Here is a 15,427-nt window from a genome sequence, read left to right on the forward strand (position 1 = left end):
TAACTAATTGGAGCATTGGATGTGACCTAAGATGTCGAATATGGAGATTCGTCCGGTTCAGAGCCGCGCCGAGCTGGAAGAGGTCTATAATTTGCTGGAAACCTGTTTTCCAATCAGCAAATCTTATTTTCAATCCCGTCTTGACCACTATACCGCTTACCGCTCTGATACTACCTGGGTAGCTGTTGTGGATGGCGTCATCGCTTCAACGGTTCAAATTTTCCCTTATATTTGCCGCGTAGAGGATGTAACACTCAAGGTGGCCGGTATCGGCAGCGTTGCGACAAAACCAGAATACCGCGGGCAAGGACTAGGTCTGCAAATTTTGCAAAAGCTAACGGAATGGATGGCGCAGGAAGGTTACGATTTATCGTTGCTCTTCGCGAGCATCCATCCTTTTTATGAGAAATTGGGCTGGACCATTGTCCCGGAAACGGAATATCGGCTGCCTGCGGAGCAATTCTATTCCCGAATCAGTCTAGCATCGCCGGATTCGGATACGGCTGCGCATTCCCCTTATTGGGTCAAGCCTCTCGAGCTGTCCGGCGATCTGAAGCAGGTCGCCGCCATTTATGAGCAAACCAATCAGAAACGCACCTTATCACGGGTGCGGGATTCCGTCTACTGGCAGGACGTGCGGCAGTCGGCGGAATGGCTGGAAGGCACCTGGTCCGCAGCTCTGCTGGATGGGGCCATTGCTGCCTACGGCCGCCTGGGGCGGCGAAATCCGTGGGATAACGAAGCCATCGCCCTTGAGGAGCTCTGCTATTTGCCGGGACATGAGTCTGCCATCCTGCCGATACTATCCCATTTAGCTGCACAGCACCCGGATATAAAGACATGGAAGTTCAGGCTGCCGCCTGATCACGCTTTGCTGCCGCTTCTGAAGGAATGGGATGCGGAGCAGACAGCTTCGGATCTGATGATGTGGAAAATGATCCGGCTGACCGAAACCCTGCAGATCATGAAGCCGGTATTGGAGCGCAGACTGCGTGAAGAGTCGGTTGGCAGCTTCAGATTAGCCCTGCGCTGCGCAGAGCAGTCCGCCCTGCTCATTTATGAAGAGGAGCATTTAGCGATTGTAGCGAATTACGATTCCGGCAAGGCTGCCACCCTGGAGTTCCAGCAGCCGGGGCTGGTGACTATGCTGCTTCATGGCTACAATAGCGACATAACGGTCGATTATTGCCCGGGAGAGCAATTGGAACCGGAAGTTCACCCTCCGGTGAACGAGCTGCTGCAGATTATGTTTCCGTTTCAAAATTCCGTATTTTATTTAACGGATAAATTCTGATCCGGGTCATTGGATACAAAACAGGCTCTTGACTGGATATCCTGCTGTTGAAAAAGGTTACAATATAGTTGTAGACATAAGGAGAGGTGGAAGAATCATGCCAAACCATTCATTCCGAATCGAAAAGGATTTTCTCGGTTCTTTGGAAGTTCCCAAAGAGGCTTATTACGGCGTCCAAACGATGCGTGCGGTAGAGAATTTTCCCATTACCGGCTACAGAATATATTCCGAGCTCATCCATGCGCTCGCCCTGGTGAAGAAAGCGGCCGCTCAGGCGAACATGGACATCGGCCAGCTCGACCCTGTGATCGGCCATGCGATTATCCAGGCAGCAGACGAAATTATGGGCGGACATTATCACGATCAATTCATTACCGATCCGATCCAGGGCGGCGCAGGCACTTCGATCAACATGAACGCCAACGAAGTGATTGCAAACCGCGCGCTGGAAATTCTCGGCAAAGAGAAGGGCGATTATGCCGCAGTTAGCCCGAACAGCCACGTCAATATGTCCCAATCGACAAATGACGTCTTCCCCACCGCGAACCATATCGCCATTCTGAACCTGCTCGACCGGCTAATTAAGACAACGCGGTCGCTAGCCGATACGTTCAAGAAGAAGGCGCAGGAGTTCGACAGCGTCATCAAAATGGGACGGACGCATTTGCAGGATGCCGTACCAATCCGTCTTGGACAAGAGTTCGAGGCCTACCGGCGCGTGCTGGAAAGGGACATTCGCAGAATGGACCAGACGAGACAAGCTTTGTTCGAAATCAATATGGGGGCTACGGCAGTCGGTACTGGCCTAAATGCGGATCCGAAGTATATCCAACGGGTCGTCAAGCTGCTGGCCGAGTTAAGCGGTTTTCCGATGTTCTCGGCAGCCCAGCTCGTCGATGCCACCCAGAACTGCGACGCGTATACGGAGACGTCGGCAGCGCTTAAGCTTTGCATGATCAACATGTCCAAAATCGCCAACGATTTGCGGCTGATGGCCTCTGGACCTAGAGCGGGGTTCAGGGAAATTTCCCTGCCGGCCCGCCAGCCTGGCTCCTCGATCATGCCGGGCAAAGTCAATCCGGTCATGGCCGAGCTGATTAATCAGGTGGCCTTCCAAGTCATCGGCAACGATACCACCATCAGCATGGCGGCGGAAGCCGGCCAATTCGAGCTGAACGTGATGGAGCCCGTGCTCGTGTTCAACCTGATGCAGTCCATCAGCATCATGAACAACGCCTTCCAATCGTTCCAGAAATACTGCGTGGAAGGAATCACGGCGAATGTGGAGCAAGCCAAAGATTACGTGGATCGGAGTGTCGGCATCATTACCGCGCTTAACCCGCATCTGGGTTACGAAACGGTCAGCAAAATCGCCGCCGAAGCCATTGCGACGGGCCGTTCCGTACGTGAGCTATGCCTCGAATATAAAGTGTTGACCCCGGAGGAGCTCGATGAAATCCTCGACCCCCATGAGATGACCTCGCCAGGAATTGCCGGGGCCAGGTTCCTGCATCATACCCCTTCCTCCGGGAAGTAAGGGGTGGCCGGGATGACGATCTGCACCGTCGTCCCCATTCCCGGCCTGCTGCCGATCGTTACGCCGTATTCAGCGCCAAAATGGAGCTGGATGCGGCTATTTACGTTGCGGATGCCGAAGCCGACGTTCTGGCCTTCCACCGGGTCGAAGATGCGGCGAATGAGCGCAGGTGGCATGCCCAGGCCATTATCGATCACCTTGAAGACGATATTGTCGCCGATCTTCTTCGCCTCAATCCGAATATGGAGGGCATCGCCAAACCAGGCATGCTCCAACGCATTTTCAATGAAGGGCTGTAAAATCAATTTAATGGTCACATAACGCACGATCACCGGATCGAGGTCGTAGGAAATCGCCACCTTGTCCCCGTATTTCGTCCTCTGAATATTAAGATATGCTTCAGCCTGCTCCAGCTCATGGCGAATCGGGATCACCGTCCTTCCTTCATTTAAAGAAAGACGATAGAACTTGGCGAGATCAAGCACCATCTTCTGCAGCTTGTCGATTTCTCCAAATTTGGCCAATCGGCTGATGGAGGACAATGTATTATACAGAAAATGCGGATTGATCTGCGCCTGCAAGGATTCCAGCTCCGCCTCCTTCTTCTCGATTTGCGTCAAATACACCTGTTCGATAAGATGATCAATGTTCTGTCCCATCTCATTCAACGCGGAGGCGATTTGCGAGAATTCATCCTTGCCCTTGTAGCGCATCCGTTTATGCAGATCGCCTTCGCGGAAGGCGTTTAATACAGACACAATCTTCATGACGCGTACCGAGAAATACCGAGAAATGAACATGCCCGCGACCGAGAATACAATCAGTAAAACAGCACATGTCCCTAATATAAACATGCTGACCCGCACAGAATCCCGTTCCATAATCGTCATTGGCACATAGGCATGCAGCTTCCAATTCCCATTATTCAAGGTGTCGGTAATGGCTAAATAATCCTTCTCCGACAGTTCTTCCACTTTCCGGCCAGCGGGGAATTCGCCCGACTGATATAGAATCTTCCCCTGCTCATCCTTCAGGAGCAGCACGCTGCCCTCCCCGATTTTTAAATAGTCCATCGCTTCGAACAGCTCCTGAATTCGAGCGCTAATACGCATAAATCCGACTTCCTTGACTTCCAGCGGAAATACATCAACCATGCGCCGCAACAGAGATATCCGCCCGAATTCCTCGTCGCGCTGCACTTTTTTCCAGACCATCGTTTTCCCGTATTCCTCTTCGGGATAGGTCCTGTACCACTCTTGATCAACTAACCGGTCCAAATGATATATGTTGTATTTGCGTTCCAGCATATCCAGATTCTCTTGTTCGAAGGAGCCATAATAGGTTTCGTTAAAATGCTGATTCTGCAAAAAAATGAACATGGCAATATTGATCCGTGCCGCCTGCATCGCATTCTGGAACTTGGGCCTGAGAATTCTCATCGTTCTGTCATAGGTATCCCATCCGTTGTCAAAATGGCGCAGCTGAAAAACTAGGGAATAATCATCATATATAATAGAAGAAACTCGTTCCACATCCTCCAGTTTGTATTCGATATTATCCCGAATTTGCAGCAGCGTGGCCTGCGTATTCGTCCGGGCATGCTTGCGGATCGACTCCTGATACATGGCATTCGAGAAATAGCCGATGGCAATGACAGGAATGACGATAAAGAACATATATGTAAGCATCAGCTTATAGCCGAACGGAATATATGGCCTCTGTCTTTTTTTCTCCTTCATAGGGACCAGCATGTCTTCCCTCCCGCATTACTCTCGTTTGCGAAACTCCATCGGCGTCATCCCGTAGGTTTCTTTAAATTGCCTGCTGAAATAAGGGATATAACGATATCCAACCTGATCGGCCACTTCATAAATTTTGAGCGTCGGATTTCGCAGCAGCTCGCAGGCTTTTTCCATTCTGAGCTGAACCAGCATTTCGCTAAAGGTCTTTCCTACTTCTTCCTTAAATAGATGGCCCAAATAATTCGGCGAGAAGGAAAATTTGTGAGCGATATCCTTCAACGTCATATTCTCATGCATCTGCTCCTGCATCGTGCTCAATATATCGCGGATCAGCCTGCTGCACTGGGAGCTCTCCCTTTGCCGCAAGGTTTCGGAAATTTCGAAGGCTTTACGAACAAGCCAGGAGCGAATATCGTCCATCATTTCGAATTTCAATACAATATCCAGACTAGAAAGCTCGAAACCCAGCATTTTGGACAGATCCTCATCCAGCGTGCTCAAATAATGCTCCAGCTTGAAGACGATATACATTGCCAGATTGTAAATCGTAAATTTGGAGCGCAGCGTCGATACCGATTGGAACAAATTATCGATTTCATCATGTATTTTAACGAGCTCGTAATTGGACATGGCCTTGAACAAAGCATCCAGACGAATGTCCAGCGTTTTTGCATCCCTCATTTCCGTAGTACGGCGAACTTCATCATATTTAATGAGATGCCCCCGGCCAATAAACATTTTACCATCCAGTGCTTCAAGCGCCTGCCTATAGGATTGCGGGAGCAGAGATATTTCCTGAACCGGCTCTCCAAGACCTATTGTCACGGAAACAGCCAGTTTCGAGTTAACGGCATCATATAATGCCGTAAAACTTTCATTCACTCGATCTCCCTGCATAATGACGGCTAACCGCCGTTTGGACAGCTTGCAGGCATGCTCCATGCCGCACTCCTGCAGCAGCTTATTGATTTTCTGCAGCAAATGATCAGAGTGTGCAGCCTCATCTGGCATGCTCAGCTGTTTCCAATTCAACTCATCCGTTTCAATAACGGCCGCCCGCAGCGGTCCTTGAAGCGCAAATAAACCATTGGCTGCAGCTAGCTTGGTCAAAGCCTCAGACTCATCCCCCTGCAGCTCGCCTTCCAGCAAACGAATGAGCAGCTCATTTTTGGCCATCGGAATCATGCGTTGGTAATGCTTCTCGGCTTCCTTTCGTTTACCTTCGAGCTCGAGCTCCTGCTTGATCGTCTGGAGGGATGCGATCAGTTCATCGTCATCCACCGGCTTAAGCACATAGCTGCAGGCCTTCATCGATAACGCCTGCTTTACGTAGTGGAAATCCTGGTAACCGCTTACAAATACAATGCGAATGTCCGGCTTCTTCTCGATGGCCTTTCGTGCCAGCTCCAGCCCTGACATGTTGGGCATATTGATATCCGTCACCAATATATCCACTGGCCGATGCTTGATAACATCGCAGGCAGCGAATCCATTACTCACGGCATCAACCACTTCAAGCCCCAGCTCAGACCAAGGAATGAACCGCTTCATGCCTTCAAGATCCAGCATTTCGTCATCAGCTAACAGTACTTTGTACATGATGCCCCTCCTCCGAGTCATCGTCTTGGGTTTTATGATGATCCTCTCAGCAAATAGGCAACACAATGAGGGGTCCCGCAGGCCCCCTCAAACACAATTATTAATTTCTATTAATCATGGCCTTGTTCTCTTCCCACTTCATTGTATAATAGTCGAGCACCTTTTGGAATCCAGCTTTCATCGAATCTTCATGGGCCTTATCCAGTATTGTTAACGCTTCTGCATCCGTCTTAGCATACATGGACTGCGGTCTTGCCTTCAGCCATATATCCTTAACCCGCTGGAAGGCAATTCCTTCCTCGGTATCCGGCATCGGGTGCATGTTTACAAACTCCGTATAGTCACCTTGCGTTTTCCATGTGATTTTATATTGCCAGTAAGTGGCCCAGTTGCGGTCCTCTTCCTTCAAGGTCTCTTCATATTTCCCTTTCATATCATCCAGGTATACGGTATTGCCCACCCACTGGAACGGATCCGTGCTTTTTTGATACTCGGCCAGCTGATCTCTTTGCGTGACGTATTTTTCCGTAAATATCGGCGTAGTTCCATCCTCCTGCCATCCTTGCCAGTACTCTCCCTCAACTCCGTAGTATTGCAAGACCATGCCCTCAGGTCCAGTCCACCAGTCAAGGAATGCAAATACAGCCTCAGGATTCTTCGCGCTGGTCGTAATTACCGCAGCATTCCAGCCCAATTTATTATAAGTGCCCGGATAAATTTTGTTCTTATCCAGGCCTTCCTTGTGGATCGGCCAAATCATAAAGTAACCATCATTCGGATCTTTCTTTCTTAACGCTACGTCAGCTTCCATGGCGAATACCGTTGGGTTCCCGGAAGCATACACAGCTACGCGGCCGGATACGAGCTTCTCTTGAACCTGGTCACGGGTTTGTGTCATAGCATCCTGTGTGATCAGACCCTCGCGGAACAATTTGGCCGTATAGACCACAGATTCACGGAACGCCTCGTCTTTATAAATTGATTCCATCTTATCGCCGACAGGAACGGCATAATATCTTTCGGCACTTAAGTTGTTTTCTTTAAATGCAGAATAAATTTGGCTTAGACCATGTCCCTCTGCGGCTAGATCTGTTTCCAGCGGGATGACGTTCGGATATTTCTCTTTAACCATTTTCAAATAGTTGTATAAATCGTCAGTCGTCTCAAGCTTAGGAGATCCGAGTTCCTCGTAGATTCTCTTGTTCACTACCCAGCCCGCATTACCATTCGGACGGTTCGTATACCAGTTCGGGAATTGATACAGCTTCCCGTCAGGTGAACGCAGCATATTTAAGGCTACAGGGTCAAGCCATTTTTTCAAATTTGGGTATTTTTCCAGGTAATCATCAAGCGGCACAAGAAGCCCAGCTTCCCGAAGACGCTCTACGTCTGCACCACGTTCTCCCCAAACGATGTCCGGCAAGTCACCGGAAGCAATCATCGTATTGAGCTTTTGAGCGTTATTGCCACCGTTTGGAATTTCCTTAATTGTGATTTTTTTATTGTCTTGAACCCACTGTGTCATGGGATCTGCTCCCCATTTCGGCATCGTGTACCACTCATAGTTGCCGAAGATTGAGATTTCAAGAGGCTCTTTGCCAAGCTCATACAGGTTGGATTCCTCAGGAGGTGTATTTCCCTCTTGCTGCTGCTCTCCCCCAGTGTTGCTCGGTGCGGCTCCCTTGTTGCCCCCATTGCCGGAGGAGCAACCCACCATGAGCGAGAAGACCATCACCACAGACAAGATACTGATCAGCCAATTTCTTTTTTTCATCCTGCTGCTTTCCCCTTTCAAATTCTTAATTTATGTTTAAAGCATGATGCTCTAAACGCTATGCATACGAGCAGCTCTGCCCGATCTACTCTTTCAGCGAACCTACAAGAACCCCTTTAACGAAATGCTTCTGTACGAATGGATATACAGTAATGATCGGAAGCGTGGCTACCATCATCGTTGCCATGGACAAGGATTTGCTTGTAATCGTTCTCACTTTGGCCATATGCGCCAAAGCCGAGGAATCAAGCCCTCCCTGATCCGTTACAATATTCGAAAGAAGAATCTGCCGGAGGATGGTCTGGATCGGATATTTTTCTACATCCGAAATATAAATCCCCGCCAGGAACCATTCATTCCAGTGCGTAACCGCCGTAAATAAGGACAAAGTCGCTATGACCGGACCCGACAGCGGAATTACGATGCGAAAGAACGTCCCCCAGTTTCCACAGCCGTCTATTCGCGCCGATTCCTCAAGCCCTGCCGGAAGCCCCTGGAAAAAAGTACGGAATATAATCATATTCCAGACGCCGACCAGGGAAGGGATGATAAATACCCAGAAGGAATTCATCAGTCCAAGATTACGGATGAGCAGGAATGAAGGAATCAGGCCGCCCGAGAAGTATAAAGTAATAATACACATAATCATGTAATATTTACGGCCGATTAATTCCCTTTTTGACATGCCATATGCAAAGATGGCTGTACATAAAATCGATCCGATTGTACCGACCACTGTACGAAGAACCGAGATAACAAAGCCGTTAATCAGCCTTTCGTCCTTAAACACCACACCATAATTCTCCAATGTGAATACTCTAGGCCAAAGCGTAATTCCGCCTCTTGAAGTATCCATTCCTTCGTTAAAGGAAATTGCCAGCGCATTCAGGAATGGATACAAGGTTGTAATTGCCAGTAAACTCAAGAAAACATAAATGATAATTACCATGAGCCGATCGCCGAAGCTTTCACGTGCCATCTCCGCATTCCTCCAATTGTGTCAGGATTACCATAGACTATTGCCGGATCTTCTAGCTATTAGGTTCGCCAATGTCAAAAGTCCAACGCTTACTACTGCTTTGAACAAACCGACCGCCGTAGCGAAGGAGTAACGGTAGTTTTCAATACCCACCCGCACGACATACGTGTCGATAACATCGGAGACGTCCCTAAGCGATTTATCTGCAGCGAGGATCAAAATATCTTCAAAGCCTGCACTGAGCAGATTGCCGATAGCCAAAATCATGAAGATCGTAACGACTGGCATGATCGAAGGAAGCGTTATCAAATAAATTTGTTTAAAGCGGCTTGCCCCATCGATGGAGGCCGCCTCATAGGTATGCGGGTCTACTCCGGCAATCGCCGCCAAGTACACTATCGAGCCGAAGCCAATCTCTTTCCACACATTCGTAGTTATGAGAATTCCCCAAAAGTACTCAGGCAAGGACAAGAAATTAATCGGCTGAGAGATCAGGTTAAAGCGCTCCAGCAGCATATTGATGGCACCGCTGTCTACGGACAGCAAGGAGCTCACCAGACCGCCAACAATAACCCAGGACATAAAGTATGGCAAGTAAGTCACGGTTTGGACGGTTCTTTTAAATGCCATATTCCGGACTTCATTCAGCATTAAGGCCAGGATGATTGGCGCTGGAAATCCAATTAGGAACTTAAGGAAGCTGATGACGATTGTGTTGCGCATGACCACACCGAATTCCGGCGAGTTGAAAAAATAATTAAAATGCTTGAATCCTACCCAGGGACTGCTCGTGAAGCTGCTGCCGATTTTATAATCCTGAAAAGAGATTAAAATTCCGTACATGGGAATGTACGAAAAGACAAAAACGAGCGCCAAAGCAGGGATAACCATTAACTGCAAATCCCATTGTTTCAAAAAGCGCATCAGCCCACTCTTCTTTTTTTGGGTCTGCGGCAGGCTTGGCTGCATACTTTTCTCAACGGAAAGCTGTGACATATTGTTGTTCCCTCCTACTCCGTTTTCCAACGTCACTGAAGTAATCCACACTTCTATCTTAAAAAAGCCGGAGGGTATTAACTACTTGCCTAATCAACTAAATCTGATAAAAATCACTGTCTTTATAAATTCTGTGGTCAAAAAAAGAGAGGCCCCTTTCGCCATCGTTGATGACTATTGGGACACCCCCCTGATTATCTTAAGGTTTAGGCAAAAAAGTTCGGCAAATAATGGCGATGTGCTTCCAGCATTTCATCCAGGAGTATTTTGGCCGTAGAGACGGATGGCACGAGCGGGTGATGAACCAATGCCTGTAGCACCAGCGCCCGATTGCCGGTAACCGCTGCTTCTATCGTTAAGCTCTCGTAGGTCTTCACCGCATGCAATAGGCCCTTGATATGAGGCGGGACATGTCCCGGAACGAGCGGAACCGGCCCGCCGGAGGTCACTACGCAGTTTACCTCGATGGAGGCATCCTCAGGCAAGAAATCATAGATTCCCCCATTGGCCACATTCAGCGTCTGAATGTCGTTGCGCCCCAGATAGAGCGACTGCATCAGTCTTACGGCCGCCTCGGAATAATAAGCTCCGCCGCGCTGTTCCAGCTGTTTCGGCTTCTCTTCCAGGGTCTCGTCCTCGTACAGCTCGAACAATTCCTTCTCTACCCGGCTGACGATATCGGCGCGTGTTCCGTTCTGCCGCAGCGATTCCTTCATTTCCGCAAACATCTCATTTTGCATGTAAAAATATTTGAGATAATAGGTGGGCACGGCGGCCAGCGATTGCAGGAACTCCGGATCCCAGCCGAAAGTGGGAACATTCGATGCGGTATACTCGCCGCCCTCCCCCGCGAGGAGCTCGGGCAGAACCTCCCTGCCGTTCACAAGGGCGGAGGTTACCCAGTGCAGATGGTTGATGCCGACGAATTCCGGCAGCACCTTCTCCTCCGGCACGTGATAGGCCGTGGCCAGAGACTTCTTGAAATTAATCGGCGAGTTGCACAGACCGATCGTCCGAACGCGAGAATATTTCTGAACCGCCTCGGTGATCATGCCTGCCGGGTTTGTAAAGTTCAGCATCCATGCATGCGGAGCCAGCTCCTCGATATCGCGGCAGATGTCCAAAATAACAGGGATCGTGCGCAGCGCCTTGAACATCCCTCCGGGACCGGTTGTCTCCTGGCCGATCACGCCATGCTGGATCGGGATATGCTCATCGAGCTTTCTCGCTTCCAGCATGCCTACGCGCATTTGTGTCGATACGAAGTCCGCGTCCTTAATCGCTTCCCGTCGGTTCAGGGTCAGGTGCACCTGTATAGGCAGCCCAGCCTTGTGGACCATCCGTTTGGCGAGATTGCCGACGATATCCAGCTTGCGTTTTCCGGCCTCGATATCGACCAGCCAAATTTCAGCTATAGGCATTTCACCATAGCCATTTATCAGACCCTCTACCAGCTCAGGGGTATATGAGGAGCCCCCGCCGATGACAGCTATTTTAAGACCGCGTTTATCCTTCATTCTCCGCCACTCCCTTCAGATCGCTGAAGCTTGTATTACGCAAACGGCTCATGATTTCCTCACTCGCCACATGTCCCGCTTTATCCATTGCACTTAATACCGCGCCTGCCACCGGCTCCATCGTAATGCGGGCCACCTTCGCCCGGGGAGCCGTCAGGCGGACGGTCCTGGCCAGCGCTTCGGTCATAATCGTGCTCCGGCCCTTGGCCAGGATGCTGCCGCCGAGCACGACATCAAATTCATCCTTCTCCATGCCCAGCCGGCGAATCAGCGCTGCGGCGGCATTTCCCAGCTCGCTGCCCTGCTCAGCCAAATGACTGGCAGCAACCTCGTCGCCTTGCTCAGCCGCAGCAAATACAACCTCCGCCAGAGATAGCGGAGGAACATAGCCTTGATCCAGCGCCGCGTCCAGCATTTGCGGTACGCTTTGGAAGCCTGTAGCCTTCAGTACAAGATCATGGAGTGCCGTAGGTTTGCCTCGCAAATCCCAGGCCCGTACTGCAGAACGAAACGCGAAGTTCGCGAGATCCCTTCCCGAGCCCTGGCCATCGCCATAAATATATCCGAACCCGCCATACTGTACCTCGTCGCCGGCAAGATTACGAGCGGCGGCATTGAATCCCGTGCCGCTGATGACGACAGCCCCGTAAGAACGTGCCGTGCCCGAACGCATCGCAATCATCGTATCGCAGGCAATGGAATGCTGCGGGAAGCCTAACCTTCGGATCATCGGACGCAGCACCGCATAATCAGGCTCGCGGTCCGCTCCGGCGAGACCGAAATAAGCATGCGTAATATTTTTCGTGGATAAGCCTGCTTCCCGGAGCGCCTGATGACAGGCTGAAGCAATATTATTCTCCGCGTGGGCCGGGTTAGTCTGATGATTTCCATTCCCGCTTGCACCGCGGCCGAGTGTCTCGCCCTTCTCGTTGACGATAAGGCTGTATGTCTTGCTGCCGCCAGCGTCGACACCCAAAAAGATGTTCATAGGTCATCTCTCCTTCTCCCTTTAGGATACGAGGATAACCTGCCGATTTCTTCTGTAATCAAGCTTAAAACTGATACAATCTTACTGTTTTGGATCGCCTGCAGAAGATTTGGGGACCTCTTCCCCCTGCAGCCGCCTTCTCATGGCGGTCGGGGTTACGCCCAAATAATTCATAAACAGCCGGTTAAAATTCGAGAGATTTCTGAACCCGCACTGCCCGGCGATTTCAAGTACGCTTCGCTCTCCTTGCTCCAGCAGCTCGACCGCGTGATCGAGCCGAAGCTGAAGGAGATAGTGCAGCGGCGAGGTCCCGACCACCTGGTTAAACAGCACGCTGAAGCGGGACGGGCTCAAATGAGCGATCTCCGCCATCTCCTTCAGCGTCCATGGATGGGAAACATCACCCTCCAACGCCAAAATGACTGCTCTCATCTGCTCCAATTGTCTGCGGCCGGAAGCAGAGCGGCTTGTTTTTACGCTTGTATTTAGGCTTGTAGCTTCACCCGCTCCAATGGCTCCGCCGGGAATGATGTCTTGCAGCCTGAAGCTGCGATTCACCTCGCCCAGCAGCTGCAGCAATAAACCGCGAATGATCGAGGCATGCGACGGCTTTTGGGCCGCAAATTCGGTATAGATCGTCTCGATGTATCCGGCCAGCCGCTTGCTTCCTGGCAATTCACGTGAAATATGGTTTGAAAAATGAGACCCGGTGTCGCGGAACGGCAGCAAAATTTCCGGATCATACCTTTGCTCGGTGGCAAGCAAAGCCGGCTCCATCATCAGGATAACCATCTCCAGGTCCTTCCCTTCGTAGGCACGATGCAGGTCATCCGAATTGATCAGGAAAATATCGCCCGCGCTGAACGGATATTCCTGCCCATTGATGACATAAATTCCGCTGCCGCGGGTAATCCAGTTGATCTCGAGCGCCCGGTGCCAATGAAGCCGCTGGAACAGCGGGGATACCCCTTCTGTTTTCGAGACATGCAGCGGAAATTGCAGGGGCAGATTGATTTGATCTCGCTGAATGGAAATGGATGACGGCTTCAATTTTTTTACCTCCTGTTGTCGGGTTCACGTTCTTGATAAATAGGGGGCTTGTAAGCTCCCGTTAAAATTTTGCAAAAAAAATAGGCTTGACGAGCAGCATCCAGAACGTTACTATGTTACTTAAATTTGTTAACGATTTGTAATAACTGTTTATATTCGGAATTAAAACCATAATTCTACATGGTGGTTTTTTGGTTCTTTTTGGTGATTTATGCTGATTTTCGTCATGCTTTGCCTCTAACTTAGGTATGAACTCTGTCACAAGCTGTTGCCAATCGGAGCTCCTTGGAACAGTACCTGGACTAGAGTTTATATATAAAATCAACTTCGCAAGGAGGTGATCTTAAGTAAAGACGACCTGCAAATTCATTGTATAAGGAGGTAGTCCTGCGTTGTCAACCATACTCAAGCACAGCTACACAGAGGGTATTATTCAATTTGAGAAAGGGGCTAACGTAATGTCAGCTATTCGTATATCTCACTCGGTTGTTTTGAAAGCGATTACTTCTTTGGGCGTAATGATTCTTTTGTCCTTTTTGATGATTTTGTTTGCCGAACAAGCATCGGCACACGGTTATGTAGACAGTCCGGGCAGCCGGGCAATTCTCTGTAAAAACGGGCAAAACAAGGACTGCGGTGCAATTGTGTATGAGCCTCAGAGCCTAGAAGCGCCAAAAGGCTTCCCTCATGCGGGACCTGCGGACGGCAAGATTGCCAGCGCGGGCGGAATTTTCCCTAAACTGGACGAGCAGTCCGCTACGCGCTGGACAAAGGTGAACATCAATGCGGGTACGAATACGTTCAATTGGAAGCTTACCGCAGCTCATGCAACCGCCAGCTGGAAATACTATATCACGAAAGACAACTGGGATCCGAATGCGCCTCTTTCCAGAAACTCCTTTGATCTGACTCCTTTTTGCTCCGTAGACTATGGTGGTGCACGCCCTCCATTCGAATATTCGAATACCTGCAATGTTCCGCAGCGCAGCGGATACCATGTCATCCTGGCAGTTTGGGAAGTCGCTGATACGGCGAATGCCTTCTACAATGTCATCGATGTCAATTTCGGCGGCAGCAATCCCCCTTCCGATACGATTGCCCCAAGCGCGCCTGGAGCTCTAACATCTACTGGAACTACTTCAACGAGTGTGTCCTTGGCTTGGAATGCATCTACGGATAACGTGGGCGTTACCGGATATGAAATTTACAACGGCAGCTCGCTTGTCGCAACGGTTCCCGGCTCTGCATTGAGCTATACCGTTACGGGATTAACCGCAAATACTTCATATACCTTCACCGTGAAAGCTAAAGACGCCGCTGGCAACCTGTCGAATGCCAGTAATCCGGTTACCGTAAGGACGGAAGGAGTTATTGCGGACACTGAAGCCCCTTCGGCTCCCGGCAATCTGCATGTCATGGGTACGCCCACTTCTTCCAGCGTCTCTTTGATGTGGAGTCCCTCCACGGATAACGTGGGCGTAGCAGGTTATCGCATCTACAACGGTACGGCTCTGGTTGCGACGGTCTCCGGCGCGACCACCGATCATGTCGTTACAGGACTTGGCGCAAATTCGACATATACTTTCACAGTTCGAGCCTTCGACGCTGCTGGCAACCAATCCGCGGCAAGCAATTCGGTCAGCGCCAAGACGGCCGAAGCGCCGGCAGCCCAGGCATGGGAGCCGAATACGGCTTACACAGCTGGAACGCTTGTAACGTATAACGGCTCGGTATATGAATGCCGCCAGGCCCATACTTCCCTGCAAGGATGGGAACCGGACAATACGCCAGCCTTATGGCTTTTGAAGTAGAACCGGATGACTGATCCGGCATGATATAGCCGAACCAGCCTCGCCCCTTTTAAACTGCCGGTCAACAACCTCCAGGTTGATCCATCGGCAGCTAAAGGGGCTTTGCGCCGTTTATGGCGGAATACATATCCTATAAATTG

The 15,427-nt window shown here is 50.2% G+C and carries 11 protein-coding genes; 3 read left to right on the plus strand and 8 right to left on the minus strand.

Going from position 1 to position 15,427, the window contains the following annotated elements; all coding sequences use genetic code 11:
• The first annotated feature begins 31 nt into the window (after positions 1-31).
• A complete protein-coding gene (locus MKX50_RS19400) occupies positions 32-1,294 on the plus strand; it encodes a GNAT family N-acetyltransferase (protein ID WP_213594419.1) in 1,263 nt (420 codons plus the stop codon).
• 97 nt (positions 1,295-1,391) lie between these two features.
• Complete coding sequence (aspA, locus tag MKX50_RS19405) at positions 1,392-2,831, plus strand: aspartate ammonia-lyase (protein ID WP_213594417.1); 1,440 nt, start codon at positions 1,392-1,394, stop codon at positions 2,829-2,831.
• Here the strand turns inward: aspA and MKX50_RS19410 are convergent.
• The 8 genes from MKX50_RS19410 to MKX50_RS19445 all read right to left on the minus strand — a co-directional run bounded on the left by MKX50_RS19410 (position 2,807) and on the right by MKX50_RS19445 (position 13,476).
• Entirely contained in the window at positions 2,807-4,582 is a 1,776-nt protein-coding gene (locus MKX50_RS19410) for a sensor histidine kinase (RefSeq protein WP_244996841.1), read from the minus strand. The two genes, aspA and MKX50_RS19410, sit on opposite strands and share 25 nt — an antisense overlap.
• 15 nt (positions 4,583-4,597) lie before the next feature.
• Complete coding sequence (locus tag MKX50_RS19415) at positions 4,598-6,172, minus strand: response regulator (protein WP_213594416.1); 1,575 nt, start codon at positions 6,170-6,172, stop codon at positions 4,598-4,600.
• A gap of 100 nt (positions 6,173-6,272) precedes the next feature.
• A complete protein-coding gene (locus tag MKX50_RS19420) occupies positions 6,273-7,946 on the minus strand; it encodes an extracellular solute-binding protein (RefSeq protein ID WP_213594414.1) in 1,674 nt (557 codons plus the stop codon).
• A gap of 85 nt (positions 7,947-8,031) precedes the next feature.
• Entirely contained in the window at positions 8,032-8,925 is an 894-nt protein-coding gene (locus MKX50_RS19425; protein WP_213594412.1) for a carbohydrate ABC transporter permease, read from the minus strand.
• Positions 8,926-8,952: 27 nt separating this feature from the next.
• Positions 8,953-9,921, minus strand: a complete 969-nt coding sequence (locus tag MKX50_RS19430) for an ABC transporter permease subunit (protein WP_283925589.1) — start codon at positions 9,919-9,921, stop codon at positions 8,953-8,955.
• Positions 9,922-10,127: 206 nt separating this feature from the next.
• Positions 10,128-11,438, minus strand: coding sequence for a 6-phospho-beta-glucosidase (locus tag MKX50_RS19435; protein ID WP_339157608.1), 1,311 nt, complete (start codon positions 11,436-11,438; stop codon positions 10,128-10,130).
• Positions 11,428-12,426, minus strand: a complete 999-nt coding sequence (locus tag MKX50_RS19440; RefSeq protein WP_213594406.1) for a BadF/BadG/BcrA/BcrD ATPase family protein — start codon at positions 12,424-12,426, stop codon at positions 11,428-11,430. Before MKX50_RS19440 ends, MKX50_RS19435 begins: the two co-directional genes overlap by 11 nt.
• Positions 12,427-12,507: 81 nt before the next feature.
• Positions 12,508-13,476 carry an AraC family transcriptional regulator gene (locus MKX50_RS19445; protein WP_213594404.1) on the minus strand — a complete coding sequence of 323 codons (969 nt, stop codon included), beginning with the start codon at positions 13,474-13,476 and terminating at the stop codon, positions 12,508-12,510.
• Between the two features lie 458 nt (positions 13,477-13,934).
• Here MKX50_RS19445 and MKX50_RS19450 point away from each other — a divergent pair, with 458 nt between their 5' ends.
• On the plus strand, positions 13,935-15,287 hold the full coding sequence (locus MKX50_RS19450) for a lytic polysaccharide monooxygenase (RefSeq protein WP_283928496.1): 1,353 nt from the start codon (positions 13,935-13,937) through the stop codon (positions 15,285-15,287).
• Positions 15,288-15,427 lie beyond the last annotated feature (140 nt).

The organism is Paenibacillus sp. FSL W8-0186 (assembly GCF_037969765.1).
Taxonomy (GTDB): Bacteria; Bacillota; Bacilli; order Paenibacillales; family Paenibacillaceae; genus Fontibacillus; species Fontibacillus woosongensis.

Bases quoted from the DNA above. Each gene is read 5' to 3' on its own strand.
- MKX50_RS19420 (WP_213594414.1), bottom strand. From the start codon at position 7,946: ATGAAAAAAAGAAATTGGCTGATCAGTATCTTGTCTGTGGTGATGGTC.
- MKX50_RS19400 (WP_213594419.1), top strand. From the start codon at position 32: ATGTCGAATATGGAGATTCGTCCGGTTCAGAGCCGCGCCGAGCTGGAA.
- MKX50_RS19440 (WP_213594406.1), bottom strand. From the start codon at position 12,426: ATGAACATCTTTTTGGGTGTCGACGCTGGCGGCAGCAAGACATACAGC.
- MKX50_RS19435 (WP_339157608.1), bottom strand. From the start codon at position 11,438: ATGAAGGATAAACGCGGTCTTAAAATAGCTGTCATCGGCGGGGGCTCC.
- MKX50_RS19410 (WP_244996841.1), bottom strand. From the start codon at position 4,582: ATGCTGGTCCCTATGAAGGAGAAAAAAAGACAGAGGCCATATATTCCG.
- MKX50_RS19415 (WP_213594416.1), bottom strand. From the start codon at position 6,172: ATGTACAAAGTACTGTTAGCTGATGACGAAATGCTGGATCTTGAAGGC.
- MKX50_RS19425 (WP_213594412.1), bottom strand. From the start codon at position 8,925: ATGGCACGTGAAAGCTTCGGCGATCGGCTCATGGTAATTATCATTTAT.
- aspA (WP_213594417.1), top strand. From the start codon at position 1,392: ATGCCAAACCATTCATTCCGAATCGAAAAGGATTTTCTCGGTTCTTTG.
- MKX50_RS19430 (WP_283925589.1), bottom strand. From the start codon at position 9,921: ATGTCACAGCTTTCCGTTGAGAAAAGTATGCAGCCAAGCCTGCCGCAG.
- MKX50_RS19450 (WP_283928496.1), top strand. From the start codon at position 13,935: ATGTCAGCTATTCGTATATCTCACTCGGTTGTTTTGAAAGCGATTACT.